Origin of the sequence: Leuconostoc gasicomitatum LMG 18811 (genome assembly GCF_000196855.1) — a bacterium.
GTDB lineage: Bacteria > Bacillota > Bacilli > Lactobacillales > Lactobacillaceae > Leuconostoc > Leuconostoc gasicomitatum.
On the sequence record NC_014319.1, the window covers coordinates 1,626,746 to 1,652,609 of the forward strand.

The window sequence follows — 25,864 nt, forward strand, 5'->3', positions numbered from 1 at the left end:
TCTCCTTAATCCCAGCTTGGTAGATCATCTACCGTGTCCGGATCTAAATACTTATTAAATTTCGTCAGTTCATCATCAGACGGCACAATTGTACTACGGCAGTTCGGGTGCATTGACGGTGCGTTAGTCCCTGGTGAAAAGTCATTCATTTTGAATACTTCACCGTTTAGGCTGCGACAGATACTTGACGTGCGATTATCCATAACTGCCACGAACTCGTATGATTCAACACCATAACTCTCATACCGTTTAGCAGTTGTTGCATTAGCTACGTATGTACTTTCTGTGCGAACTAACCGTTCAGTGTTAGGTTTAGTTCCGCCAAATACGTCACGCAAATTCTTAGCGGTAACTCTTGGATTGCTTCCGTTAATTGCAGCCTTAACTAACACATCTTTCAATTTATTAGCCAGTACATCATTATCACGCCAGACACGTTCCGAATAATTGGCCCCACTCCACTCGAATGACAAGATACTATCAATTTCAGCGTTGTTTAACGTCTTAATTGCATTTCCAACTGCTAGTGCGCCGTAAATATAAGCACTCTCTTTGGCTAGATATTCAGTAAATGAACCGACTTGCTGACTGCTTGCCTGTAAAATACGGAAATCAATCTCCAGTTTTAACAACTCTAATCGACTTATTTTAGATGTCATGTACTGCGCATTCAAACGCTTTAACAACTCTGGATTGTCTTTGTTAGACATACGATAATTGTTTGCCCGTTTCACGTAGTCGCTTAAATCAGTCTTTCTAATGCGCTTGTGTGCATCAGCGTAAGACACTGTGTTATTGTCAGCATATCTCTCGTAGAATTCATCAATCTTAATCGCAACATCTTGTGAAGCAGATTGATATTCTTTGAGTACAGCGTCCGTTAAATTTTTATCTTTAACGTCCAATAAGTCCATGATGCCTTGCGTACGTTTCTGCCAATAATCACTCATCTGTCTTACCATCATCAGGTGCTAATGTTTGATATCCTGTTTGTGCTTGAAAATTATCAATACCAGCCTGCTTTTCATCAGCTAAGCGCTTCATTTCATCATCAGCATCAACTCCCGTAAATGTCGATAATAGCGTGAACAAAGTTTCGTCACTAACAACGCCAAACAAATTCTTTAATTCAGCCAACCGTTCTTCATCAGATGTCGGCATGTTAGGCGTGAAGTTAACTTGAATGTCGTTGATTGCATCATATAAGCCGTCTTGACGGTTGGTGGTTGACACACTACTCTTAATACCCCAAACGTTACCTAACAATCTTAGACGTCGCATGATACCACGTGATAGCAATCGCTCTTTCGTCTTACGCAAGTTATCGTTGCCCATGAGCTTGTATTTCATAGCCTCACCAGACTGTGTTCCGGCAAAGTTCTGGTCGTTTGTATCTGGCGTAAATGTGAAGCGTAGAATATCATCAACCAAACGCGTTTTGTATGCTTCCGCACCTGTCGTATCATATTCTTTAGTCAAATAAAACGCGTTAGGTTTCGGCCCGTCTGGATCATTGTTATTATCCATAATCAACATACGCGCTTTCAACATGTCATTGAATACATCGGTGCTAGAGTTTTCACTTGGTATTGGCTTACCATAATCATCAAGCACCAACTCACCGTCAGCATTTGTAGCATATTCAGGTTCAGCCGTACCGGTCACGGGGTTCCCAATCAGTACCAAGTAAGCATCATTCATATCTTGTTGGAAGTTGGCCAACTCTGATTGCGACAAATCATAAGCATCAATACTATCTAACACACTCTCAAAATCGCCAAGTCGTTCCTCGTTATTTTTGTATTCGTTAATAGGCACAGCACCATACTGATGTGTGGCTTCATTAACCAATTTCACGCCAATAAACAATGATGAATTTGATTGGTAATAATAAATTTTATCAGCCGTATAAATCTCGACATAACTACGCACATCAGTCTTGTTAAATCTGATTTGATAGAAGCGCACGCCAAACAATGAGTCAGCAGCAATCGTATCATCATAAACAACAAATGTTTGCTCAGGTTCTAATTTGGTCACACGTTCCTGTGCGTTAGAATTAGAATAAGCAAGCTCATAAGCACGTCCGTATATCGACAAATCAGTCTCAAGCAATCCGTCATGGTAATCAGCGCCGTTTTGCTGTGAGAACTCGGCAATTTTTTTAACTAGATTATCGTCACCCTCATATTGAATTGGGTTACCCAACATGTAACCTTGCATGAACACGGTAATGTACTTAGCCCAGTCACTCGCAATACGATTGTCAGCTCTGTTGCTATCTCGTCCCGTATCGCGGTATTTAATGTTGTTATCAGCTAAATAATATCGTTTTAATTCAGCCAACCGTGGCAGTTGTTGCGATTGAAACGTTGCAATAAAGTCATTCACTTTGTCAATAAACTGCGATGATCCCATATCTGCAATTTGTTCAAAATCCGTGGTTGGCATCTTGAACACGTTATTTGCTTCTGGTCCAAATCTTGTCTTGCTTAAAAAATCTACCATGTTACCTCCCTAATCCTAATTGTTTAAACGCTTCCATGCGATCTGTTGTACTCTTCTTGCTCATGATCAATGGTTCTGCTGCATATCTCATTGCATCCATCAAGTGGTTGTTTTTATCAACGGCCTTGCCAACCCAACCACCTTCCTTATCCATATCGTAAACATAGGCGTTTAGTTCTTCGATTGTATGTTCAAGTGTAGGCAATACATGTATTTTGTAGTCCTGTAAATAAGTAACACCAAACATGATTTCATACTTATGAGCACGTTTCATACCTCTGATCCCTTTGTTTCTCAACTCTTGAATCATGCGGTCACCACCATTTGCGTAATCCGCTCTAATATCGCCTTGTTGATAACCATGTACATACAACCACTTAAAGATTTCATCTGTGAGCATGTGCTGTTTGTACATCTCTTTTAGAATGTAAATATCTTTAGTCTTGGTGTTAATTGCGTACTCTATAAATGTTGTTGGATCAGGTCCATAACCCCAGTCCATACCACGAACAATGTGCGAACCTTTTAGCACTTCTCTAATATCAAATTTCTCAACAATAGTATTCTCGTATATTAAGCCTTCAGCAACGCCCCACTCACCATCAACGGCAACTCTCGCACGTCTTGGGTTACGTTTCTTCATTTCTAAAAGTCGATTAACATAGTCGACATCTAAAAAAGGATTGTCTTTGTATGTTGTCGTAATCGCTAATGAATTGTTGACGCGTGTATCTTCGTCAAAGAAACGCTTTTTTAGCCAATGGCGTTCATTCCAAGGATTAAACGTTAACACCGTTTGATAAAAACCGTCTGGATCATCAATCACACCACGCATAGATTCATCAACCGTTTCAAATGATTCTTCCAATTCCATTTGATAGGCTTCTTCTACCCATAAGCGACATAAATTACCAGTCTCAACAGATATTGACGTGATTGACAATGGTTTATCAGCGCCACGGAACAATATCTTTTGTCCTGTTGGCTTAAATGTTATTTCAGGTAGCGAACCATTGAATTGAAAAAGGCTACCAACGCCCATGCGATTAGCAACCTTTTGTAATAATGTGAATGTTGATTGTCTGTTAGTATTTGCGTAGCGTCTCAACACAAGCCAGTTAACGTATGGTTTGGTCACAATATCAAGAATAACCTTAGTGGCTACTCCCTCACTCTTACCACTACCACGACTACCTTTATAGGCAATATAGCGTGCTTTACTATTAAACATCGGCGCATAAGACTTACTGACCATTTTAGGTAGATTCCAATTGATTACTGGCATTAGCTGTCCTCCTCAAATGGATTGATGTTGATTGATATTGCACTATTTCTGTCCGACTTCAACATATCTATCAGTTTGTCACGAGCTTTGTTTCGGTCATACAGTTCCACCATCGGACCATCTTTCCCCATTTTTATTGATTTGATAGGTCGTGTATCAACCTTTTCTTTATCTTTAAATTGCACCCAAGACTTTCTATATATTTCAGGATTATCTTCGGTATCAAGCTTCACATCACCTTCCGCATCAACGTGCAGCATATCGTATTTACCAAAGTCTATGTAATCACCAATATCAGCTCGTGCTTCAATAACCATATCTTCCATCAAATCAAAAGAGTCCACGCCAAGCTCTTGCAATTTGGCTTTGCGCAGAATCTTTATTTCGTTTTTAATGTTATCATTTGTCAACATGCGAGAACCACTAACTCTTGCAGTGCTATATGGTACATCATAAACATTTATGTACGCTTGCGTGGCATTCGAAATACGAAGATAGTCGATAACAAAGGCCTTTTGCTTGTCTGTTAATGTACTGTCGCTTAACTCATCAATAGCTTTTTCAGTCGGTTTTGGTTTTGCAACCTTTGCAACCTTTGCAACCTTTTTATCTTTGGTTGCAACCTTATCTGAATTCCAATATCGTGACTTCCAAGACTTAACCGTGCTTATAGACACGCCATACTTATCAGCAATATCTTTATACTTCAAACCAGACAAATAATCTTGCTCGGCTTCTTCATATTTTTTCATGTCATTTACGGCACCTCCTTTCAATGTTTTAGTGCAAAATAAAAAGCGCTTATGCGCTTAGTTTTTCACGTATTTCCACAAATTCTTTTCTGATGCTATCAATAATAACGTATACCTGATTATAACTAATTTCTTTATTTTCATCCAAGATCGAGTCCAAGCTATCTTTATTAACTTTAAACTCTTCACAATACAACCGCAATGAGACATCTTCTTGAATTTCTTTACAAAAATCTCTAAGCCGTGTTTCATTTATAACGTTACACATCTCAGTCTCTTCATTTTTAAAAACTCTTTCTCTGAACTCTCGGTGCATTATAAGCGATCTTTTTCCGTAGTTTTCGCATATTTTTTTAAATTCTTTTAGTCTCATATTTTTTTCTTTTTTCCGGAAAACTAAATAATTTATAACACTTGATAATATAGTTGCTACTACCGAACTACTAACAAATAAACTCATCAAATTATTTTCAAAATATTCAATCACAGTTATATACCTCCAATAGCAATAATTATACTACTAGAGCGTGTTATTTTATTTAAAATTTAAAATGATAGCGAACAGCTTTTTGTTTCCAATCTGTATTATTCAACAATCCTGATTTATTTAGATCAATTATAATATTGGCAGCTCTTACAAGTCCGATACGATGCCTACGTTGAATCGCATTAACCGTTTTAATAAAATCCATATCCGTTTTTAAATCACCATCATTGATCATTTGTATAGTTTGTTTGATTAATTTATCTTTTTCCATATTTATCTCCTCAACATAACTTGTGTCAAAACTTTCAATGTAAAGTGTAACCTTAATTAAAAAACGTTCCAAAGCATCACTAATGGCGTTAAAAATGCTCCTAATTATTTTAAACAAGCTCATCTCCTTAACCACATCATGTGGCTCTTGTAATCAATGTTGCGGTTATCCATCACTTCCGCCCTAATCTGCACACGCGCTCTTGCATGCCGTGCTACACTCTCACGCTTGATCTCGTCTGCATGTTGCATATTAATATCTGTTGCATCACGTATATGTCTGTTGCGTTGCCGTTGCTCTCTTATTAATTCTTCATCATTCATAATTAACTCCAATAAAAAAACACCCGTTAAGGTGTTGTGATGTGGTATGTACGAGTGTTTCCACTCATTAACAGAATTAGACTGCTAGACCGTCTTCCTTGGCTAGCAATGTGGGTGGCAGGAATCGAACCTGCTTATCCTCTACGTCACATTGACATCTGGCACTATTTATCCAGACGACACCCACAACCGCATTCCAAACCCACAAACAGAATGCCGGCAAAGCCGTTTTTATAGCTCGAAGCTAAAGTCAAGACAGGGCAAGGATTTGCACCTTGCATGATGAGTTCTCAATGTTTCTAACAGCTGCGACATTTAACACCAAATCGCGACATCATCTCTTTATTGTCTTTGAGCGTATACCTATTCCGCCACCTGCCATGATAGATATTCCAACCTATCTATTTAACCCGAACACCACTTGTTCCTGCAAGATGTGCTCTTCGTAATTCTTCGATACTACCATTATTGCACTGTTTTTAGGTCAATTCGCGACATAAAAGCGACGTCATTTCAGCACCATTAGTTATCCACAGCTTTAAGTCTGCTTTTGATGAGCGACGTTATTTCAGCTAAATCATCTATGGTCGCCTCTTTTTTGATAAAATTTGTAGTTTGCTCCTTACCCTTGTCATACCAGAAAATATTACCAACTTCTCTTTTGAACCAGTTGACATAACGTTGACCTTGGCGTGTGCCGATTCCAGTTAATGATTCAATCGCCAACCAGTCTTGACCTAATCGTTTATCAAAATGAAATTTAACGACATTGCGTACATCTGGATCGAACGAATCTTCAATTCTTCTTACCAATCTAGTTGCATAGTTTAAGTCAGCACGACATTTATTAAGCACAACATCTTGCTCTTTCCTGATAATCATATCGTCAACAGGTCTAGAATGTTTGTTTTGCGCACGGCCACCGCCGATATTCTCATCATTATTAGTCGACGTTTCGATTTCTTTTATTCTGTCATTAACATTATTATGTAGCCGGCCTGAATAATAATCAGACAACAATCTGTCAATTCTATCTGCCATGTCACTCCTTTAATTATTCAATAAATTCATATTCCAACGCCACAAAATGTTCTTTTTCTACATAATCAATTATTATTTTAGCCACGGAGGGAAGATTTACGGAACCCAATACAGTTTCAGTGCCATGTTGGTTAATCTCATATGGCAACCTCTTCTTATGCTTTAAATTTTCTGAAAGCGATAGTTCATATCCTTTCTTTGCTAAAACCTCCTGACAATCGTAAAGAAACATTTCGTTTGTAGAGAAAGCAATTGGTTTGTCGTCGTTGTTATCATCTAATAAATATGTCATTTTTATTCATCTCCTACTGGCAACAATACAGCTTCTGTTAGTGGATTAGTCCATTCTTCTGCCTGCTCTTTGGTATCAAATGGGTAGGCTATATTTCTCGGATTTTTAACATCTTCTTTATCGCGACTATATCCCCAGTCATCTGGTTTCTCAATTCCATTTAAAAATGCCCAATCTTCATCACCGTCTGTTTCTTTACTTCTGACAAACCACTTCTTTTCTGGAATAATTTCAATCGTTTTTTGCGGTTCAAATTCTTCGAAATTCGCCCATAAAACAGCAAATTCATTTTGTTTACTCTTATAATCAACGGATCCGAATAATCTGTCATATAAATTAGGACACAAATTTGTATCTCCAATTTCAGATATTGCAGAGTATAAATCATATTCTTGTTCGACTAATTTTTGGAACTCATCAAATTCTGCCTGTGTCATCTTCACCCGTGATTGAAGTTGTTCCTTGGTGTATAATGGAAAAACTCTTTTATCATCTAATCCTAATGGTTTTTCGTCAGTCACATATTGAACAGATGATAATGGTTCTTGACTAACTAGCCATGCTACTGGTTTCATTTCTTCACTCATGATTTTTCTCCCATCCTAATTGATAACCGTACAAGTAATCTTCTAAATCTTTCACTTCTTCGTAATAAACGTTTGAAACTGTTAGATGATAAATACTACTACTAGAGTTGGTTATCAGAACTGTAGATAAAAACATTGACTGGTTATTTTTAAATATATCCCCAAGCGCTCTGTAAAAATCTGATTTTATTTGATAACTTTCTACTAGTACATCTATTTCGCCTATAATCACTTTACTAAATGCGCTCATTTTGTTTTTTCTCCTCCTGCACGATCAAATCTCCTTTTGCAGTTCAGCTAATAGCTCATCTGCTGTGCAAACTATTACGGTATTTTCCCATCGCATACCACCAGTTATAGCGTCTGGATAGGCACGTTTATGTTCATCTCCATCGTTCCAACGTATCCACGCCACTGGTCGCTTAGGCAATTCGTTATTTTCGATCACGTGCTGTACTTCTTCGATTGAATACAGAGCGTGATATTTAGCTCCGTCTTTTAGAATAAGACCTGTTCTTTTGTCTTTTTCAACCATAAGAATTCTGGGATTATACCTATCTGCAGGCTTTAAATACGCCCATGCGTATACTTTTTTATCTGCCATTATTTATTCTCCTCAATATCAATTGAAATTTTTACACGCACATCACTATTGTCGCTATCATCAACTAATTTAAATTCAGATTCTGCATTAACAGAACAGTGTTCTTTCATTTCAGACAACATCATTTCTAACGCCTTATGAAATGCAACATATGATTTTGTTTTATATTTTTCAGCCATTATTCCGTCTTCCTTTCAAAAATTCATGCAAATCATCTATAAATTTCTTGTGCCAATCAGTCATATTCACTCCTTTTTCAGCGTAATGCTGTAACTTTCGCCATCAATAATCACTTTCTGAACGACGGTGTTAGCTAGGCTGGTATTGTCATTAATGCGATTAAACGATTTAAGCAGATATTTTCCTAGTATCAACTGCATATAAACGCTATTTTCTTCGTTCATGTTTCAACCTCCTGACTAAAATTTATTATTGTTAATCACTTGCACATCTACGATCACTCTGGGTTGCAGACCATAAACCTTGCTGTTAATGCCTTGCACGATTGCATTGTCGTCTTCCCACAATATGCCGTTCAGCGCATCTTCGGCGCTTTTGACAAAGTTGCTCAAGTCTGGTTTCTTGCGTGGCAACAGTTCGCCGTCAATCGCCATCTGTCTCTGCTTAGCAGTAAATGACTTAGGTATTGACCTGACAAACGTCATACTAACCGACAGGGCTCCATGTGGCATTTCATACCCACGCTTTTTGGTTTCCGAACGCGCTATCAGTCCGAGCGTCTCTTTGTATAATTTCGTCTTTTTTGGATCGTACATTCTCACGCCATTGCCAAATCTGACTGCTCTGGGTCGCTCCTGTTGTTGCGGTTCGATGAAAAACTTGAATATCATAATAACGCTCTCTCGTCCTTTCTAAGACGTTTTAAACTTCAAACGTCTATTTTATACCAAACAACTATTTAATCACGTTTATGATATGTTAAATTGAGTTTAAACTAACATCAGCGTAAGATGCCTGTTTTATTTTCGCACCGAGGCGTTTGGCGACTGATAGTGCTGTTAAATTATCACTGAATAATTTGGCTCGTCTTCCGTCTCCGTCGTGGTGCCACATGTAAACTTTTGTGCCGTCTTTTTTAACCAAAATATTTGATAATATGCCGTATTCTTCATGCTTGACAATATGTGTGAGATTTATTTTTTGTGGCTTATTTTCAAATTTGCGTTTAGCACCGCGTTCGAATGATAAGATTTTAACTTCATGACCTTTATTGAACAGCTGTGCGACTGTTCTGTTAGCTGTCACCCTGTCTTTGTAGCTTGCTTCAAACTGTCCGTCGACATACAATTCATAATAGCGTTTACTCTCTAACCGTCCCAAATCTTCGTCCTCTGCTTTCTAACTCTCTTATTATTTCAGGTGTGACCAACACACCATTAATGTGATATTTGCTTTTAAATTCTGGTAAGCCAATGCGATGCAACTCCATGTGGTGCGCGTGGCTTAAACTAAATACCGTGTTGCCAACATTGCTAATGGTGTTTCTATCGCGCCCCATACCTACTGCGTGTTCGCCATGAGCCAACTCAACTGGCTTTGAGCCGTCAATGACATCGAAACCATTAATCAGCGCCATATACTCCCAATGCTTAATATCATCTGGTTCAAGCGCATCTAGTGGCTTAAATTTCAATGGCACATCATGTTCAGCCACAAAGTCCAACATGAATGTGATGAGTTCAGCAGCCACTGACTTCTCAACATCTCTTAACGAGAACTCATCAATATCTTTCCACTCTTCAAACCACATCTTGAATAATTGCTTGACGTATTCAGGCATATCACCAGACCAGTTAGAGATGTCGCGGAACAAGGCGTATATAAACTTTCGTTGTTGCGCGCTAATCTCACGGTCATCTCGCACTTGTATTTCAATCAATGTCTGTTTAAATAGCTGATAAGTTGCCATGAATTTATTTGCTGATTCATCATCTTCAAACCTGAATATTATTTCATTGCCTGATTTTTTAGTTGGATAGGCTTGGAAGATTTTCATTACTTCTCCTCATGGGCTTCACACCCCATTTGATCGTTTACGATGTTTTGATTTTTTTAATAAATTACCGGAACTTTTCCGTCAATTATTGTTTCAAGATGTTCGCCAATATTATTGATTGCGCTTTGTTTCCAAAAACCGCCATCTGCTTCATGCAATGAAAAACTATCTATGTTGTTCATACGAAATATGAATGCGCTTTCTGGCTGATCGACTTCTGTGAATGTCCGGAACGGCTTTAATATCACTGGATTAGGAACTTTAACATTAGCCAAACTTGCTGGTCCGGTTGATGCCTTAGCAATTTGTGTCGTTCCGTCATCTGTGAATGACGACTCATTACTATCTTTCACATTTGAAATAAATTTTAATAAGATATCGCGATCTGGTGTTTTTGAAAAAAGTGCTTGCAAAGCAACAATCATCTCTTCACGTTTGTGAGAATGATCAAAATCAAAACTTTCAAATCTGAGTTTCGTTTCTGCCAGCACTTCACGATTTCCAAATTCATTAATTTTTCCGTATATTACAACGTCTTCTGGGCTATTAACATTAACCGAAACAGCTGATCTCCCAAGTATATGAGATTCTATTGCTTTATTTATTCCGCCTAATGTAGTTATTGATATCGGAATTTTAGCGTTATTATTTGGGCGGAATTCCGTTACGCCATCAGATGAAACAAGAAATGTACTATCATTTACTTCTTGAATTGCTTCACCTGCTGCTTGAATAGCTTGGTTAGATACGAATTCTAATTCTTTTGATTCTGTCATTTTAGTTAGCCTCCTTGGCTGTTTGCATATCAATTACTACTGCCTGCTCTGCAACCGGCAATCCGGTGTCAACCAACATTTCTCCAGTATCCACGTCAACCATCATTTGACCAGGTGCTGCTGACTTCAATTCGCTTAACTCTACTTCTCCGTTAGCATTGAGACCGCCAAGCAATGTACTGCCTGTCTTTGCTGATGGTGCCATTTTCGATGTTACTTGAGCCACTAGTTGAATTGTTTTTAAGTCATCAGCAGAATTCATTGTTAATTTCAGTGTGACAATTCTCTTTGCTTTTGGATCGGTATTGGGATCAAAAATATTATTTGCAACATTTTGAACTTCTTCCATCAATTTGCTTTCAATAGCGCCATCATTTAAACTACCGAGCGAGAAATGTATTGTATTTTTATTTTCGGGCATGTTTTTATCCTCTTGTTTTTATTGGGCTTCACACCCATCTGCATGGTCACGCCATGTCGTGCGGACGCAGGAAATTCTGACAAACCTCTTCCACTGTTTTTATCAGTTTAACGACGATGATTTGGTCGTATGTTATTGCGCTGCATTTTTCATAAATGTGACAATTGTTTGTTTTTGGTTGTCACTCAATTTTACGAAATCCATGAATTCATTAACTTGCAATCCGAACTGACCAGATATGATTGAGTAAACTTGCTTTTCGTCGATATTGTTTTTCGACTCAATTTTCTTGGCCAACTTACCAAATTCTGAATGCAATGGATTTTTTTGCTTAATGCTAGAGTTATTTGTTCCTTTAGCTTGCTGTGCGTTGTTATTAGCTCGCGTTTGTGTCGCTTGCTCATCGGTATCGGCATCCTTCGTATCATCAATAGCGAACAAACCATTAAGCGCATATTTTCGAGCATATGAAGACGCACTACCAGTTATCTGCTCATCGCTCATGCCTTTTTTAGTTTCAGCCTCACGTGAAAACCCGGTTGTTACTTCAGATTCTCCAGAACTATTTGTTATTTTTGCTGTCGATTTGATATAAAACCTATTACCGAGCATTACTATCTCATCGCTTAATGTGACGGTTGCCTTTTGCTCATCAGCTAACGGCTTAATGGCTTTCAAAATGTCTTCCGCACTGCGATAGCTATATTTTCCAAAACTGTTATATTGACCTTTAGGGGCTTCTAACTTGCTTTGTATCAACTGCAACTCTTTCATTTGACACCTCTAAACTCGATTCCGTTATCTTTCATGTATTGCGCTAGACCATTTAACTGTGGCAAGGTTGCATTAATAATATTTAGTGTGCGGTTATATGTTTTTTCGATAGCTGGTTCTGGCTTTTCAATAACTTCGCCATTTTCATCAACTAGCTTGTCACCGACTACTTTTGCATTGGCTTCGCGTTCTTTAGCTGCTGCTTCAGCCTCTTCTTGAACGCGTTTAGCCTCCGCTAACCTTGCTGCCTTGATTTCAATATCGCGTTTCATCTGCGCCTTAATGTCTACTAGATCACGTAAGCCAAGCATTGAAATATAAGGGTCGGCATCTATCTTCAAGCCACTTGCTTCAACTTCAATTTGGTTAATTTGTAATGCTTTTAGCTCATCGTCTTTATGGATTTGCAATATTTGCGCATCAATCTCACTTATCATGTCATTACGGCCGTAAGTCTTATTAAGCCATTTCTCATTGAATTGAATGCGCGCCCAATCTACGCCCTGCTCATTTGCTATTGCAGTGACATCGTTCATGATAACGACACGGCGACGTTCCTTGCGCTCATTCTCAACTGGCACCATCTGTTGTTTCATCAAATCAGATGCCGACTTACCAGCTTTTTCAATAGCCATCATCTTTGGTTTGATTTCAGACCAATTACCAATAATCTTTTTTTCAATACTTTTTCGTTGATCAGAAATTTCTTTGATAGTATTATTTAGCAATGCCCGCTGATCTCTAGCCTGTTCATAATTTTCTTCAACGACTGGAAACTCTTTGTATTTTGCCAACATTTTATCGGTATTCGCTACCAAATCATCTAAGTTAGGTGCTTCAACATGTGCTGGTGTTAATGCTGTAATTTCTAAATTGATTGTTGCTACTTCGTTTGCCATACTAATCTCCTGTCTAATTAATGCTCAATTTCAATTGGCTAAGTTCTTCGTCAATCTCGTGAATGCGTTCTTGAGCGTAATCTCTTTCATCAATTTTCTTGCTGCGCTCAGACTCCAAATACTCAATGCGCGACTGCATGCGCTCCCAATTTCGATCTGGTTTATCTGGGTTGTAAAAACTCATTGCGTCCTGCACCATTTGACTACCTCCATATTTCCTGATATTCTTGAGGTATAAATTATCGTTCAAAATATTTATACCTCACGTCTAACAGCTCTAACTGTTAGGCGTTTTTTTCTGCTCTCATTTCCTGAAATGTCTCTATTGCTACTGGTGAAGACTCAAATACTGAATTGATACTAAACTCTGCATGCGTTGCGATATAGTTCATCATCTCTCTAAGTCCGCCATTTGCTTTAAGACGTGCGCCAAGTTCTTCAACATCTTCTTGCTTAAATTTATAGCCGCTCTTATCATGCTTGTTAGATACTAAGCTAAGTATTTTAACGGTTACTGCTGTTTTAACGAACTCACTAACCCATTTATCCATTTGTTAGTCCTTTATTCTTCAAGAAGCCCGGAACAACGCCCTCTCTTTTAGCTCTGCCATAGGTTTGCTTAACCTCTGGTGTGAAATCATACTCATCTTCCCAACCAGCTTGATGAAACCATGTTGAGCCTTGCTTGATATATTGCCCCGGTGTTTGTTTGATTTCTATCTGTTTCAAATATTCTTGTAACTTTGATTTGATTAATTCAGAATCAACACCAGCTTTAATTGCTTTATCAAAATCTTTCTTCGCGTTTGATTTACCTGATTTTTTGGGATATAGTTTCCAAATTTCTTCAAACATAGCATCACGTTCTGATTTTTCAATATGCAATCTGTCTGGTTCGTCAGAATCGGACAATATATCTTTACTAACCTTACCTAACCTATCCTTACCTAACCTAACCTGTGTCAACGTTTCGTCTACGTCTCGTGGACGTTCTGTATACAAAATATTATTTTGTTTTTCATATTGACCCGAATTATTGATTTGTAGCTGTTCTAACTCATTTGGATACATCGTTTTGTTATATGTGTCCTTACGAATATAGTTGTGCACTCGCCAATCTTTGATCACAACGACACCATTTTCGAATGGCAGTAAAAATTGTTTCGCTATTAATAATTTTCTGTCATCTTCACTGGATCCTATCATTCTCTGAATAGTCCTCGTGTTGTCGATGAATCCATCATCGTCTGCGTGCATATTTAAGTGAAAATACAGTGCCTGTGTTGACAGCGGCATGTCTAAGAAAGTATCTGTATCAGTAACTTTCTTGCTGAACATTCTTCTCTGTGCCATGACTACCTCTCTTTCTCTGTTCTAAATTCATCTAAACTGACATCTAGTGCATCAGCTATTTTTTCCATGGTGGAAAAATCTGTACCTGCACTTTCATCATTTTTAATACGATAAATCGTGCTCATATCAACTCCAGAATGTTTGCCAAGCCAATACCATGACCTATCTTTGTCATATAGTAAATTCTTCAGTTTTTTATTGATTTCCATGTACAAATATTGTCCTTTCGATTGGTTTATACGTTTTGTTGTTCTTTTTTTCTGCTATAATAATATATACAAACAGATGTTTCATTCATCAGGAATAAACACGAATATATGTTTGCAAATTTGAGAGCAGCCGTTTATCCAAAACGCTGCAGAAAGAAGAAATAATATGGGACTAAGTCCAAAGAAAGATTTAAAAAGTCGTAATCAAACTTGGATTGACATTGACGACCGACTTCAATCGGTTATAAATTTTGTTGGAGATAGCGCAACCATCAAGCTGTCAGAATACCCAACATTAAGCAAAGCAGAAATAATTTCTGAAGCAGAGAAGAACAACTACACGGTTCTGGACAAAAATGACGGATATCTAGTATTTAGTTAACTTCTGTTCTAACGCGATTATTTTTGAATTGGTGTAGTTTTTGCTGTCTTCTGAAGCGTATTTAAACGCATTGACAACTTTTTTTAAAGAAGTCACCTCACTCTTTAGTGATGTGATTTCTTTTTTTAATTCCAAAATTTCTTTTTCCATTTTCCTACTCCTCTACTGCGCCATTTACTAAGAATGCCGCTTCCTCTGGTGTGCAACCGTTTTCGATGTGCCTATAATAATCACGTCTACCCTCGCGCTCATCAAACTTGCGTTCGTCATGCGTGAACCAGACAATGCCGCCAACGATGATGACGATCCATACTGCTGCTGTTATCATGCACTTTGCTCCTTATCTCTTGTTAACATCGCAGCCTTAGCAATAGCTCGATAAATTTTCTTCGTGTCGTCACGATAAGGAATGACATATCCTTTCATACTGTCCATTCTCGTACCGTCCTTTAATACGTGTGTGACTTTCATTTTGTTTTCTCCTATGCTGTTTTCAAAAACTTGTTGATGAAATATTGTTGACCCTTACCAGTTACCTTTGATGTTTTAGTCGTGACGTTTACGCCATTGGAATTGATGTGGTTATGTTCCTTAATTTCAAACAAACCCAGCTCCATACTTTTTTGTGTCGGCATATTGTAATCTGTGCCATTACGTCTGATTAGGTAACCGTTTTCACGTAACCATACGAACAATCGGTTTGCGCCAATATTAACCTTGTTCTGTTTTAGCAATTTAGCTAACTCGCCAACTAAGATACTTGTTTGACTTGCGCTAACTGCATCAGCAAACAATGCTTTAGGTTTCATTTCAGCAATAAGTTGGTCTTTATGTTCCAACTTAACCTTGCTGATTTGTAACGCTCTAGCCATGATTTGATCAGGACTGTTCCACGCCTTTTCAACTTGAATGAAATACATGCGAACTTCGCGGCCTTTTTCAGTGCCAGACATTAATGCCATTTGTTTAGCAGCATCAACCGTCAGTGAATAATCTTGAAGTTGTTGAATAGCCCCATTATTTACAGCCGTGCTTGAAAGCACACCTGTAAAATCTTCTCCTTCAATTAATTGTTTTGAATTTGTATCAAACCAACGGGAGAAACGCGTATTTTTAGATACTTCCAAAGCCTGATACAATTCACGAGCGCTAACCCGTGCTTCGCCTTGCTCGTTTTGATTGATTTTAATAATTTCTTGCATGCTTTTGCCTTTCTAATGTTTTAATGTGATGTTGAACAATTTTAAGATTGTTTCGCGAATTCGATCGTACCTATCACCATCATTTCCACGAATAGCTCGGCTAGTCTCGTCCTCTCTTTCTCCCATGATATTGGCTAGTTCTACTTGTGTCATGTCGCGATCATCTAAGGCGTTGCGTATAGCTTGCCTTATTTTTTTTGTATCATCAGCCGGTACATTTGCCAACATAAGATTACCTCCTCTGTGTTATTATTAATCAAGTTCTTGACTTATTTTTACACAAAGTGTAAAATTAGTGCATACGAAATAAGCGAAAAAATAATCATCTACCAACCAATCAGACCGCCAAGTTAGATTTAAAGGTATTTGTTTTTTCAATCAATTACTTGATGTATTTATTATTACACACAGTGTTATTATATGCAAGCCTTTTGTGTGTTTTTGTGTAAATTAATTACATCGAAAAAGAAAAGGTGTTGATATGACTACGTTTGAAAGAATAAAAGATACTGCTAAAAAAAGAGGAATGAATTTAAAACAGGTTGCAATTGCCTCGGGATTTAGTGAAAATGCAATTTATAGATATAATCAAGGCGTTGAACCAAGTGGACCAGCATTAAAAGCTATTGCTGATACTCTTAATGTTACAGTTAACTATTTGCTTAATAATTCAGAAGAAGAACCAACTGTTAAAAATAGACTGACTAATATAGATGACTCTGACATACTACTTTCATTTGATGGCAAAGAAATAGATGCAGACGACAAACAAGCGATAATTGAGTTACTAAAGTTTAGAAGATTTCAAAAACGTAACGAGGACAATTAATGGACGAATATAAAGACACAATAACTGATGAATTATTGCGATTAGCAAAGCGGAATTTTGTTTCTGTGTATCATCTCAATATGAAATCTGAAACACCTGATGTTGCTAGTCCTTTAGATAGCACGGTTATCATGAACCCAAATTTTAAAATTAACGTTAGTTTTAATTACAGATTAGCTCACGAATTAAGTCATATTTTATATGGTGAATTGCAATATCAATCAGTATATCAGTTCAGCGAGTTTGGTAAACGTGGTGAAGAATTATTAGCACATCGAAATGCCATACGTATGCTGATGTCGATCGAAATGCCAAGTAGTCCGCTTACATTCATGAGTTACTATCGTGTTCCATCATGGCTAGAAAATGACGTGTTGCGCACCTATAATGAACTTAATATTGTAGAATGAATACATGTGCCAAACAATCACATTAAAAGGTTTTGGGAGATAATATAATGGCAAAAAAGATTGTAGATGAAAATGGAAACACCTATGTTCAAAAGAAACCATTCTATAAACGTGTTTGGTTTTGGATATTAGCGATTATTGTAATTTTTATAATTATAGGTAGTTCAAGTAGCAGTAAGGATACGAAGTCATCCGAAAATTCTGCTTCTTCATCTAAAACAAATAAACAAACAAAAGAAAGTTCAAGCATAGAATCAAAACCTAAAGTATCTGCTGAATATACTGCAGCATTGAACAAAGCTAACACTTATGCAAGTGTGATGAGCATGTCAAAAGCAGCTATTTATCAACAGCTAACATCGGATGCTGGAGAAAAATTCCCAGTAGATGCAGCTCAATATGCAATTGATAATGTTAAAGCAGATTACAATAAGAATGCTTTATCAAAGGCTAAAACTTATCAAAAGCAGATGAGCATGTCAACAGATGCTATCAAAGAACAGTTGATATCAGATTCTGGAGAAAAATTTACGCAAGAAGAAGCAGATTATGCTATTCAACATTTAAACAATTAATCAATGCCCGTTTGGGTGTACATAATAAACGCTGAACAACCACACTAAAAAATTTTGGGAGAGTTTAAAAATAGAAATGGAAAAAAGAGATAAAATTTTAGCAAGTGTGACCATTGTTGTGACATTAGTATTCATATTGTTTTTTGGATTAACAGCTAAAAAAGACAACAGTCGAAATAATTATGAAGACTCATCAAAAATTTCGGTTGAAAAAAATTCAGAAGACGATTCGGATAACGGTTATAGTAAATCTGAATCAATGATGAGTTCAGTCAGCTCATCAGAAGTAAGTTCATCAAGCACCGATTCAATAAGTTATGAGGAAAAAGTTAACAAATTAAGTTATGGTACAGTTCAATCTGCAAAATATAATAAAGATACAAATACATTAACATACACAGGATTCGAAGTCTGGTCAGATTATAGCAACGATGATCTTCAACATGCTATGGATATACTAGAAACTATAGCAAACAAGCAAGCTGTTCATTACGGAATGCATAATCCCGCGATCGATGTTGTACTACCAAATGGCAAATTAATTGCATCGAGCAACGGTAAAGATGATATAGAATTTGTAGAATAATAGCACATGCCCTAATGGGCGTAAACATATTAGACAATGAAGTCTTTAAAATAAGCAAATAAAAAAGCACACCCTATCCGCCAAGATAATCAGGTGTGCTAAACAGTAAAAACATAAACGCACGGGGCGTTCTAGTTAATTATAACAGATATAAGCCCCTTTTTTAAGGAGGCTTTTTATTATGAACAAAAAAGTAGCAATCTACGTTAGAGTGTCAACTTTAGAACAAGCTGAGAGTGGTTACTCTATTGGCGAACAAATAGACAAATTAAAAAAATTTGCTGACATCAAAGAATGGCAAGTATATGATGTATACGAGGACGGTGGTTTCTCAGGAAGCAATACCACTCGACCTGCTTTGGAACGCATGATAAACGATGCGAAGCGTAAATTATTTGATACTGTACTCGTGTACAAGCTTGATAGATTAAGCCGCTCGCAAAAAGACACGCTGTTCTTAATTGAAGATGTTTTCAAAGTTAATAACATTGATTTTGTCTCATTGAATGAAAATTTCGACACGTCAACAGCATTTGGAACAGCAATGATTGGAATTTTAAGTGTTTTTGCACAATTAGAGCGCGAACAAATAAGAGAACGCATGAAATTGGGACTAGTTGGACGTGCAAAATCTGGAAAAGCAATGGGCTGGCACATGACACCATTCGGTTACACCTATGACAAAAAAAGTGGAAATTTTATCATTGATGAAGTAGCGGCTGGCGTTGTCAAAATGATATTTGATGATTATTTATCCGGAATTTCAATCACTAAGTTGCGGGATAAACTAAATTCAGATGGTCATATTGGTAAAGATAGAAATTGGTCGTATCGTACGCTCAGGCAAACTTTAGATAATCCTACATATACAGGCTTGGTTAAGTATGATGGGAAAACTTTTCCGGGTAATCATGAACCCATACTCAATAATGAAACATTTCAATCTGTTCAATATGAATTGGACATACGTCAAAAACAAGCATACCTGAAAAATAATAATTCTCGTCCGTTTCAATCAAAATATATTCTTTCTGGTATGGCGAAATGTGGATATTGTGGTGCACCTTTAGTTTCAATATTAGGCAATAAGAGAAAAGATGGCACTAGGCTATTAAAATATCAATGTGCCAATAGAATTATTAGAAAATCTAATCCTGTGACAACGTATAATAATAACAAACAATGTGATTCTGGATTCTACATGATGCAGAATATCGAGGCATATGTCATTAACTCAATATCTGAATTACAAACAAACCCTCAAAAAATACAAGAAATTATTAAACTTGATAATGGCCAACCTGCTATTGATACAATCTATCTTGAAAGCGAACTCGCAAAGATTTCGTCACGGTTAAAAAAACTAAGTGATCTATACATGAACGATTTGATGACATTAGATGATTTGAAAAATCGAACTGAAGAATTAAAACAAACAAGAAAAAATATAGAAGCCAAGATATTCTCTGAAGAAAATAAACACGGTCATGCTAAGTCTGATATATTTAGATCAAGAATAGATGGCAACGATATCACAGAATTAGACTATGATCAACAATCCATGCTAGCTAAATCATTGATACGTAAGGTTTCTGTTACTAGTGAAACAATCGAAATATCTTGGGATTTTTAGCGCATATAACAAACATACCGACTATATACCGTTTCAATTAGAGTAAATGCTTGTCGACTTTTTTTAAAAATTTTCATTGATATAACCCCCCAATAGAGTTGTACATAGGTAACAACATCGACATGTATAATATAACAATTGCCACACCAATTACACCAAAAAATAAGGGTTGCAGTGTGCCAATTAAACGATCTGTTTGTTGCATCAGTAATTGAAATTGTGTTTTAGCATAATAAGATAGATAATCAGCCAACACTTTTGGCTCATGTCCTCGAGAGAAATAACCTGCTAGCGAACGATTAAAATAAGGTTGCTTTAAAATGTAACTTTCAATTGTATACCCTTTTTGAAAATGTTGACGTGCATGATTTGCCAAAATGATCGTCATACGATTGCTTTTTTCGTCACCTTGACTAATCTCATCTAAAATTTCTGGTATGGTTAAGCCGCTTGAGAGAAGTGTTGATAACTGTTGTGTTACCTGATAAGTGAAAATAGTTTTGACAATAACACCAACAATTGGCATATATGATAATAAAATAAGCTTTTGACGTGGATTTTTTCTATGGCAAAAGGCAATTATTACTAGCGAAAATAAAATAATCATACCAACAATGAAGTATAAGTAATTGTGACTTTCCTTAGTCCCTATTGTCGATGTATCTTGCCATTGATTTAAAATAGGATACAAAAAATATTTTAACCCAACAAACATCATGCCAAGAAGTCCGAATAAAATGATTGGATAACGCATGACTTGTGTCACTTTATTTTGCTGCTGCTGAAGTTTTGCCAAATTCTCGCCAATTGCTACCAAAGTCTCGGTTAAATTACCATGTTGATCTGCCAATTTTAACTGCAATAATATTTGATTACTCACATCTTTTCTCAAAATAACATGTAATGCGAATCCTTGATTTAACTCTTTTATGACACGTCTGAGCCAGTGTTGCCATTTCGTATGTGCACTGGCTAATATATCTAAACTTTGTGAAATACTATAACCAGATTGTAATAGTTCTCCTAGTTCTTGAAAAAACAATACTTGTTCACTTGTTTTAAAGTGCTTGACACGTTTCTTTTGAAATTTTGTTAGTTCTAATCGCATGGTGCAAAACCTCCTGCCAGTTTTTTGAGAACTGTGGCACTTGTTCTCCGTCTAATACATGCTTGATTTCCGTAGCCTGTAACATATCTATAATCGCTGCTTGTTGATTATCACATGTGGATAATAAGCGCTGATAAACAACCCCAGACAACGCGACAGCCAATTTATCCTTCTCCACACCAAGATCTTGCAATCTCAAAATAACATCACGTGCCGACATTGCATGCACCGTACTCAATACTAAATGCCCACTTAAAGCTGCCTGTACTGCAGCCTTTGCTGTTGTGCCGTCTCTAATTTCACCAACTAATAAAACTTCTGGTCGATGTCGTAAGGCCACTTTAATTAAATCGTCGTAGTAAATACTCGCATCTTCATTAACTTGAAGCTGTACAAATTTAGGTTGTTGTATTTCTACTGGATCCTCTATTGTCAACACTAATTTATCATCTGATACCTTATCTAACAATCGATATAAAGTGGTTGTTTTCCCTGATCCTGTTGGTCCAGAAATCACAAACAAACCTGAATTTGGCAAGGCGGCCTCTATTTGTTGAAATTGCTGAAAATCTAACCATTGCTGTTTTTGTTGTTGTTGGTATATCATACGTAACACAACTGTTTCACGGTTTAAGAAATCGCCAACTGTGGACACTCTAATCCAAATATTATCAAATTGAAATCGCCCTAATTGCGGTCGACGTCGTTCCGAAATGTTCATTTTTGCACGATATTTAATTGCAGACACCATCAGTTGCGCCTCTTCTTCACTGATGTCTTTAAATGCGTAAGATTGACCATCCACATGAAACTTAATCACATATTTTGCATTGTCAATTGGCAATATATAAATATCATTTGCTTGTTGCGTTATTGCTTCCTCTAAAATTCCATTCATATTGGCACCTTTCTGAATCACATAACATCATACGACCGTGATAGTTTTTTCTCACAAAAAAAACCCAGATTTCTCTGAGCATTCTTTCAATATATGTCTAATCTATGTTCACTTATCTAAACGTGCACGAAATGCTTTAGTTGCTTCTTCATATCCAGGCTTGCCTAATAAAGCAAACATCGCTGTTTTATAGGCTTCAACTCCTGGTTGGTTGAACGGATTAATACCAAATGTATAACCAGAGGCACCAACAGCCATTTCAAAGAAATAAATCAAATAACCCAATGAATAGGCATCTTGTGCTGGCATGTGCACTGCTAAGTTAGGCACACCACCATCAATATGTGCTAATGTTACACCTTGAGATGCTTTTGTGTTAACTTCATCAATCGTGATACCTTCTAAATACTTCAATCCGTCATTATTACCGGCTTCATGTGGTAAGTCCAAATTTGATACCGGATTATCAAGCTTAACAACTGTTTCAAACAAATCACGACGTCCTTCTTGAATATATTGACCAAGTGAATGTAAATCTGTTGAAAAGTTAGCTGATGAAGGATAAATACCTTTTTGGTTTTTTCCTTCAGATTCACCCATTAATTGTTTCCACCATTCGGACAAATATTGCATTGATGGTTCCCAATTAATCAGTAATTCTGTTGTATAACCCTTATCGTACAATATACGACGAGCTGCAGCATATTTATAAGCTTCATTTTTGGTAATATCGTCGTCTGAATATTCAATCTGTGCATCTTTTGCACCTGTCATTAATGCTTGAATGTCAGCACCTGATGCAGCAATTGGTAGCAAGCCAACAGCTGTTAAGACTGAGAAACGTCCACCGACACCATCAGGTATTGCAAACGTTTCATATCCTGCTGAAGCAGCTTCATCATGCAATGCACCACGGTTAGCATCTGTTGTTGCAAAGATACGCTTTTTAGCCGCATCTGCGCCATATTTTTTTTCAAGTAATTGTTTGAAAACACGGAAAGCAATTGAAGGTTCTGTCGTTGTTCCAGACTTTGAAATGACGTTTACTGAAAAGTCTTGATCGCCAATGACACGTACTAAATCATTCAAATATGATGCAGAAGTTGAATTTCCAGCAAAATAAATTTTGACTCCTTGACGTTGGTCATCAGACAATTCATTATTAAACACTGGGTTTAGAAAATCAACGGCCATTTTAGCACCGAGATATGATCCGCCGATACCAATAACAACCAAAATTTTTGAATTAGATTGAATCTTTTTAGCTGCCAATTGTATGCGACTAAATTCTTCTTGATCATAGTCTGTTGGTAATGTTACCCAATCAGAATACTCTGCCCCAGCCCCTGTACGATTTCGCAGTTGTTGATCCGCCATTGTAATTAATGGTTGCATTTCAGAAAATTCGTGATCAGCCACGAAATTTTCAATGTTCTTTGTATCAAATGTGATGTGTGCCATAGTATTACCCGCAATTCACCTGTGTAAGTTTCACAAGTGAATGCTTTCCTCCTTAATATATGTTAAGCGCTTACAAGATTATTTTATCACAATTTTGTTGCCGCTGCTTCATCAATAATAATTGTCACATTTTTATGATTCTGTAAAATGGAAGCTGGCACTTTCTCTGTTACAGGACCATTGACCATAGCTGCAATTGCATCTGCTTTACCAGCGCCATAGGCCATTAATAAAATTTCTTTTGCAGACATAACCGAGGCAATCCCCATAGAAATTGCCTGAGTTGGTACATCAGCCGAATTATCGAAAAAGCGTGCATTAGCATCAATTGTTGATTGTGTTAAATCAACAATATGTGTTGTTGAATCAAATGCCGTTCCAGGTTCGTTAAACCCAATATGCCCATTTAAGCCAATGCCTAATAATTGCAAATCAATAGGATGCTCTGAAATGATCTTATCATATTGTTTAGCTGCTGCTTTGTGATCCTCACTCATGCCATCAGGAACATATGACTTTTTGAAGGGCTTCTTATTAAAAAGATGTTGATTCATAAAATAGCGATAGCTTTGCTCATTATTGCCATCTAAACCGAGATATTCATCCAAATTAATCGATGTTACATTTGAAAAATCTAAAACACTATCTGTCAACTCTTTATATAAGGCAATCGGTGTTGATCCAGTTGCTAAGCCAAGTACTTTAACCCCACTACTTAATGCTGATTGATATATATCAAAAGCTTTTCGAGCACCCTCAGCTGGATTTTTAACTTTAATAATTTTCATAATTTTCTCCATTTTAATCGGTCTATACCAATTTGGTCTATACCAATATAATAACACAGTTTAATCATTTTGAAAAGTTAAAAAAAACAACTTTTTAAAGTTGTCAAAAAATACTTTTAGCGCATCATTGCCCGCCATGCACGAACGATAAAATTAGCTTGTCTTGTTTTTTGTGTAGCAACCAACTGCACTGATTTATCCGAATCATCACTGGTTGGCAAATATTGTGCACCACTTAAATTAAACTTAATATCTCCAATTTTCTGGCCTTTTTGCACTAATTTGCCCTTGACATCAAGCGCCGTCATTTTTGGAGACAAATCAGATGACTTATTGATCCAAATTGTCCTTGTCTGCGCAACCACCACTGGCATATGATACAGTTTCATACGCGATAAATTAACCTCTTTAGCATATGGCAGCACATGCCCTTTTTTAAAAGTCGTGGCTTTTTGAGCCTCTAAGACTTCATTAACAATATTCAACGTTTTCTGATACCTTTGTACTTCATCCATGTAACTTGCTGCGCCATTAACAACAGTTATAAACTCATGTCCGCTACTATCTTTAATAATGCCAGTAAAAGCTGCGCCTGATTCTGGCGTAGATCCTGTTTTTAATCCTTCAATAGTGAGATGATTTGGATTGATTAAGTATGGCCAATTTTTTGTCATTTCAGTTGGCTCATTGACAATATAATTATTTCTTAGATGGTATGAAACATGAGTATTTGTGGCTAGTTCACGAATATTTGGATCTAACTGCACTATTTCTCTTGCAATGATTGCAACATGTTTTGGACTCGCCAAATTTACCGCATTATCTGGTGCATTTTTAACTTTATTCTCAAACGCATCTTGGTTAATTTGCCCAGCAGAATTATACCATGTTGATTGGGTCAACTTTAGTTCCTTAGCCCACAACTGTAATGCCTTTGCAGTCGTCATGTTTTTTGGTGTCATATATTCTGCAAGTGCAAATGCGGCATCGTTGGCTGACAATGTAATCATGGTATTATACAATTCACGTACAGTTAATCGATCCCCAGCTTTAACAGCCAAATGAGAAAACAGATGACTATCTTGTTTAGATAAATCAGCTTTTTTAGAAATAGTGACTTTATCTGACCATTTTATTTTCCCTGAATTAATTGCCTTAAGGACAGCATAAGCTGTTAACAATTTAGATTGTGATGCGATGGGCCCCAATTTATCGGCATTTTTTACTGCTAATATCTGCCCAGTACTAGCATCAATAACAATAGCTGAACTAACATCCTGCTTTATCTCTAGTGGTTTAGCTATCGCATTTGCAGAAACCGCTGTTGTCATCAAAAAAAGCATGGCAACTATCGCCCCAATAATTTTAATGTGTCTCATTATCTCTCTTCTCC

The 25,864-nt window shown here is 36.9% G+C and carries 41 protein-coding genes; 6 read left to right on the forward strand and 35 right to left on the reverse strand.

Annotation, left to right across the window (positions count from 1 at the left end; all coding sequences use genetic code 11):
* Window positions 1–5: 5 nt before the first annotated feature.
* From LEGAS_RS07890 to LEGAS_RS08005, 25 genes are all read right to left on the reverse strand, one after another.
* Window positions 6–950 (reverse strand): phage head morphogenesis protein, encoded by a 945-nt coding sequence (locus LEGAS_RS07890; RefSeq protein ID WP_013231913.1) that lies wholly within the window; start codon window positions 948–950, stop codon window positions 6–8.
* Complete coding sequence (locus tag LEGAS_RS07895) at window positions 943–2,508, reverse strand: phage portal protein (RefSeq protein WP_013231914.1); 1,566 nt, start codon at window positions 2,506–2,508, stop codon at window positions 943–945. Before LEGAS_RS07895 ends, LEGAS_RS07890 begins: the two co-directional genes overlap by 8 nt.
* A gap of 1 nt (window position 2,509) precedes the next feature.
* Window positions 2,510–3,793 carry a PBSX family phage terminase large subunit gene (locus tag LEGAS_RS07900; protein WP_013231915.1) on the reverse strand — a complete coding sequence of 428 codons (1,284 nt, stop codon included), beginning with the start codon at window positions 3,791–3,793 and terminating at the stop codon, window positions 2,510–2,512.
* Complete coding sequence (locus LEGAS_RS07905; RefSeq protein ID WP_013231916.1) at window positions 3,793–4,545, reverse strand: terminase small subunit; 753 nt, start codon at window positions 4,543–4,545, stop codon at window positions 3,793–3,795. The genes LEGAS_RS07900 and LEGAS_RS07905 overlap by 1 nt, the downstream gene beginning before the upstream one ends.
* Window positions 4,546–4,594: 49 nt before the next feature.
* The gene (locus LEGAS_RS07910) at window positions 4,595–5,032 is read right to left on the reverse strand and encodes a hypothetical protein (RefSeq protein WP_041771768.1); all 438 of its coding nucleotides are present in this window, start codon (window positions 5,030–5,032) and stop codon (window positions 4,595–4,597) included.
* Window positions 5,033–5,084: 52 nt separating this feature from the next.
* On the reverse strand, window positions 5,085–5,420 hold the full coding sequence (locus tag LEGAS_RS07915; RefSeq protein WP_041771770.1) for a hypothetical protein: 336 nt from the start codon (window positions 5,418–5,420) through the stop codon (window positions 5,085–5,087).
* 2 nt (window positions 5,421–5,422) lie between these two features.
* A complete protein-coding gene (locus LEGAS_RS07920) occupies window positions 5,423–5,626 on the reverse strand; it encodes a hypothetical protein (RefSeq protein WP_041771772.1) in 204 nt (67 codons plus the stop codon).
* A gap of 522 nt (window positions 5,627–6,148) precedes the next feature.
* Window positions 6,149–6,667 carry a DUF722 domain-containing protein gene (locus LEGAS_RS09790; RefSeq protein ID WP_013231919.1) on the reverse strand — a complete coding sequence of 173 codons (519 nt, stop codon included), beginning with the start codon at window positions 6,665–6,667 and terminating at the stop codon, window positions 6,149–6,151.
* A 13-nt stretch (window positions 6,668–6,680) separates the two neighbouring features.
* The gene (locus LEGAS_RS07930) at window positions 6,681–6,959 is read right to left on the reverse strand and encodes a hypothetical protein (RefSeq protein ID WP_013231920.1); all 279 of its coding nucleotides are present in this window, start codon (window positions 6,957–6,959) and stop codon (window positions 6,681–6,683) included.
* 2 nt (window positions 6,960–6,961) lie between these two features.
* Window positions 6,962–7,546, reverse strand: coding sequence for a hypothetical protein (locus LEGAS_RS09795; protein ID WP_013231921.1), 585 nt, complete (start codon window positions 7,544–7,546; stop codon window positions 6,962–6,964).
* Complete coding sequence (locus LEGAS_RS07940; protein ID WP_041771774.1) at window positions 7,539–7,796, reverse strand: hypothetical protein; 258 nt, start codon at window positions 7,794–7,796, stop codon at window positions 7,539–7,541. The genes LEGAS_RS09795 and LEGAS_RS07940 overlap by 8 nt, the downstream gene beginning before the upstream one ends.
* 24 nt (window positions 7,797–7,820) lie before the next feature.
* Window positions 7,821–8,150 (reverse strand): hypothetical protein, encoded by a 330-nt coding sequence (locus LEGAS_RS07945; protein WP_013231922.1) that lies wholly within the window; start codon window positions 8,148–8,150, stop codon window positions 7,821–7,823.
* Window positions 8,150–8,329, reverse strand: coding sequence for a hypothetical protein (locus tag LEGAS_RS07950; RefSeq protein ID WP_013231923.1), 180 nt, complete (start codon window positions 8,327–8,329; stop codon window positions 8,150–8,152). The genes LEGAS_RS07945 and LEGAS_RS07950 overlap by 1 nt, the downstream gene beginning before the upstream one ends.
* Before the next feature lie 66 nt (window positions 8,330–8,395).
* Entirely contained in the window at window positions 8,396–8,554 is a 159-nt protein-coding gene (locus tag LEGAS_RS10100; protein WP_198451487.1) for a hypothetical protein, read from the reverse strand.
* Window positions 8,555–8,569: 15 nt separating this feature from the next.
* Window positions 8,570–9,001 (reverse strand): RusA family crossover junction endodeoxyribonuclease, encoded by a 432-nt coding sequence (locus LEGAS_RS07955; protein ID WP_013231924.1) that lies wholly within the window; start codon window positions 8,999–9,001, stop codon window positions 8,570–8,572.
* Between the two features lie 88 nt (window positions 9,002–9,089).
* Window positions 9,090–9,491: a hypothetical protein gene (locus LEGAS_RS07960; RefSeq protein ID WP_013231925.1), complete on the reverse strand. Its 402-nt coding sequence runs from the start codon at window positions 9,489–9,491 to the stop codon at window positions 9,090–9,092.
* A complete protein-coding gene (locus LEGAS_RS07965; RefSeq protein ID WP_013231926.1) occupies window positions 9,472–10,167 on the reverse strand; it encodes a putative HNHc nuclease in 696 nt (231 codons plus the stop codon). Before LEGAS_RS07965 ends, LEGAS_RS07960 begins: the two co-directional genes overlap by 20 nt.
* 56 nt (window positions 10,168–10,223) lie before the next feature.
* Window positions 10,224–10,943 carry a hypothetical protein gene (locus LEGAS_RS07970; protein ID WP_013231927.1) on the reverse strand — a complete coding sequence of 240 codons (720 nt, stop codon included), beginning with the start codon at window positions 10,941–10,943 and terminating at the stop codon, window positions 10,224–10,226.
* A gap of 1 nt (window position 10,944) precedes the next feature.
* The gene (locus LEGAS_RS07975) at window positions 10,945–11,364 is read right to left on the reverse strand and encodes a hypothetical protein (RefSeq protein ID WP_013231928.1); all 420 of its coding nucleotides are present in this window, start codon (window positions 11,362–11,364) and stop codon (window positions 10,945–10,947) included.
* Between the two features lie 132 nt (window positions 11,365–11,496).
* Entirely contained in the window at window positions 11,497–12,138 is a 642-nt protein-coding gene (locus LEGAS_RS07980) for an ERF family protein (protein ID WP_013231929.1), read from the reverse strand.
* On the reverse strand, window positions 12,135–13,037 hold the full coding sequence (locus tag LEGAS_RS07985; RefSeq protein ID WP_013231930.1) for a DUF1351 domain-containing protein: 903 nt from the start codon (window positions 13,035–13,037) through the stop codon (window positions 12,135–12,137). Before LEGAS_RS07985 ends, LEGAS_RS07980 begins: the two co-directional genes overlap by 4 nt.
* A gap of 13 nt (window positions 13,038–13,050) precedes the next feature.
* Complete coding sequence (locus LEGAS_RS07990; protein ID WP_013231931.1) at window positions 13,051–13,236, reverse strand: hypothetical protein; 186 nt, start codon at window positions 13,234–13,236, stop codon at window positions 13,051–13,053.
* Between the two features lie 85 nt (window positions 13,237–13,321).
* The gene (locus LEGAS_RS07995) at window positions 13,322–13,588 is read right to left on the reverse strand and encodes a hypothetical protein (RefSeq protein WP_013231932.1); all 267 of its coding nucleotides are present in this window, start codon (window positions 13,586–13,588) and stop codon (window positions 13,322–13,324) included.
* Window positions 13,581–14,390, reverse strand: a complete 810-nt coding sequence (locus LEGAS_RS08000) for a hypothetical protein (protein WP_013231933.1) — start codon at window positions 14,388–14,390, stop codon at window positions 13,581–13,583. The genes LEGAS_RS07995 and LEGAS_RS08000 overlap by 8 nt, the downstream gene beginning before the upstream one ends.
* 2 nt (window positions 14,391–14,392) lie before the next feature.
* Window positions 14,393–14,599, reverse strand: a complete 207-nt coding sequence (locus LEGAS_RS08005) for a helix-turn-helix domain-containing protein (protein WP_041771777.1) — start codon at window positions 14,597–14,599, stop codon at window positions 14,393–14,395.
* Between the two features lie 166 nt (window positions 14,600–14,765).
* Between LEGAS_RS08005 and LEGAS_RS08010 the strand changes: the two genes are divergently transcribed.
* Complete coding sequence (locus LEGAS_RS08010) at window positions 14,766–14,981, forward strand: hypothetical protein (protein ID WP_041771779.1); 216 nt, start codon at window positions 14,766–14,768, stop codon at window positions 14,979–14,981.
* Here LEGAS_RS08010 and LEGAS_RS10105 read toward each other — a convergent pair.
* From LEGAS_RS10105 to LEGAS_RS08020, 5 genes are read right to left on the reverse strand one after another with little or no spacing between them, the layout of a single operon-like run.
* The gene (locus LEGAS_RS10105; RefSeq protein ID WP_013231935.1) at window positions 14,967–15,131 is read right to left on the reverse strand and encodes a hypothetical protein; all 165 of its coding nucleotides are present in this window, start codon (window positions 15,129–15,131) and stop codon (window positions 14,967–14,969) included. The genes LEGAS_RS08010 and LEGAS_RS10105 overlap by 15 nt on opposite strands.
* Window positions 15,132–15,135: 4 nt before the next feature.
* Entirely contained in the window at window positions 15,136–15,309 is a 174-nt protein-coding gene (locus LEGAS_RS10110; RefSeq protein ID WP_013231936.1) for a hypothetical protein, read from the reverse strand.
* Window positions 15,306–15,452, reverse strand: a complete 147-nt coding sequence (locus LEGAS_RS10115; protein WP_013231937.1) for a BOW99_gp33 family protein — start codon at window positions 15,450–15,452, stop codon at window positions 15,306–15,308. Before LEGAS_RS10115 ends, LEGAS_RS10110 begins: the two co-directional genes overlap by 4 nt.
* 11 nt (window positions 15,453–15,463) lie before the next feature.
* Window positions 15,464–16,183, reverse strand: coding sequence for a phage antirepressor KilAC domain-containing protein (locus tag LEGAS_RS08015; RefSeq protein WP_013231938.1), 720 nt, complete (start codon window positions 16,181–16,183; stop codon window positions 15,464–15,466).
* A gap of 12 nt (window positions 16,184–16,195) precedes the next feature.
* Window positions 16,196–16,411, reverse strand: a complete 216-nt coding sequence (locus LEGAS_RS08020) for a hypothetical protein (RefSeq protein ID WP_013231939.1) — start codon at window positions 16,409–16,411, stop codon at window positions 16,196–16,198.
* A gap of 253 nt (window positions 16,412–16,664) precedes the next feature.
* Here LEGAS_RS08020 and LEGAS_RS08025 point away from each other — a divergent pair, with 253 nt between their 5' ends.
* The 5 genes from LEGAS_RS08025 to LEGAS_RS08045 all read left to right on the forward strand — a co-directional run bounded on the left by LEGAS_RS08025 (window position 16,665) and on the right by LEGAS_RS08045 (window position 20,216).
* Entirely contained in the window at window positions 16,665–17,012 is a 348-nt protein-coding gene (locus tag LEGAS_RS08025) for a helix-turn-helix domain-containing protein (protein WP_013231940.1), read from the forward strand.
* Entirely contained in the window at window positions 17,012–17,422 is a 411-nt protein-coding gene (locus LEGAS_RS08030; protein WP_013231941.1) for a hypothetical protein, read from the forward strand. The genes LEGAS_RS08025 and LEGAS_RS08030 overlap by 1 nt, the downstream gene beginning before the upstream one ends.
* 47 nt (window positions 17,423–17,469) lie before the next feature.
* Window positions 17,470–17,997, forward strand: a complete 528-nt coding sequence (locus tag LEGAS_RS08035; RefSeq protein WP_013231942.1) for an Ltp family lipoprotein — start codon at window positions 17,470–17,472, stop codon at window positions 17,995–17,997.
* A gap of 76 nt (window positions 17,998–18,073) precedes the next feature.
* Window positions 18,074–18,583, forward strand: a complete 510-nt coding sequence (locus LEGAS_RS08040) for a hypothetical protein (protein WP_013231943.1) — start codon at window positions 18,074–18,076, stop codon at window positions 18,581–18,583.
* Window positions 18,584–18,764: 181 nt separating this feature from the next.
* Window positions 18,765–20,216: a recombinase family protein gene (locus tag LEGAS_RS08045; protein WP_013231944.1), complete on the forward strand. Its 1,452-nt coding sequence runs from the start codon at window positions 18,765–18,767 to the stop codon at window positions 20,214–20,216.
* Window positions 20,217–20,289: 73 nt separating this feature from the next.
* On the opposite strand, the gene LEGAS_RS08050 is transcribed toward LEGAS_RS08045, so the two are convergent.
* From LEGAS_RS08050 to LEGAS_RS08070, 5 genes are all read right to left on the reverse strand, one after another.
* Entirely contained in the window at window positions 20,290–21,324 is a 1,035-nt protein-coding gene (locus tag LEGAS_RS08050) for a type II secretion system F family protein (protein ID WP_013231945.1), read from the reverse strand.
* Complete coding sequence (comGA, locus tag LEGAS_RS08055; protein WP_013231946.1) at window positions 21,275–22,222, reverse strand: competence type IV pilus ATPase ComGA; 948 nt, start codon at window positions 22,220–22,222, stop codon at window positions 21,275–21,277. The genes LEGAS_RS08050 and comGA overlap by 50 nt, the downstream gene beginning before the upstream one ends.
* A gap of 108 nt (window positions 22,223–22,330) precedes the next feature.
* Window positions 22,331–23,683 carry a glucose-6-phosphate isomerase gene (locus LEGAS_RS08060; protein ID WP_013231947.1) on the reverse strand — a complete coding sequence of 451 codons (1,353 nt, stop codon included), beginning with the start codon at window positions 23,681–23,683 and terminating at the stop codon, window positions 22,331–22,333.
* Window positions 23,684–23,769: 86 nt separating this feature from the next.
* Complete coding sequence (locus LEGAS_RS08065; RefSeq protein ID WP_010390423.1) at window positions 23,770–24,471, reverse strand: glucosamine-6-phosphate deaminase; 702 nt, start codon at window positions 24,469–24,471, stop codon at window positions 23,770–23,772.
* 116 nt (window positions 24,472–24,587) lie between these two features.
* Window positions 24,588–25,850, reverse strand: coding sequence for a D-alanyl-D-alanine carboxypeptidase family protein (locus LEGAS_RS08070; protein WP_010390425.1), 1,263 nt, complete (start codon window positions 25,848–25,850; stop codon window positions 24,588–24,590).
* Window positions 25,851–25,864: the final 14 nt, after the last annotated feature.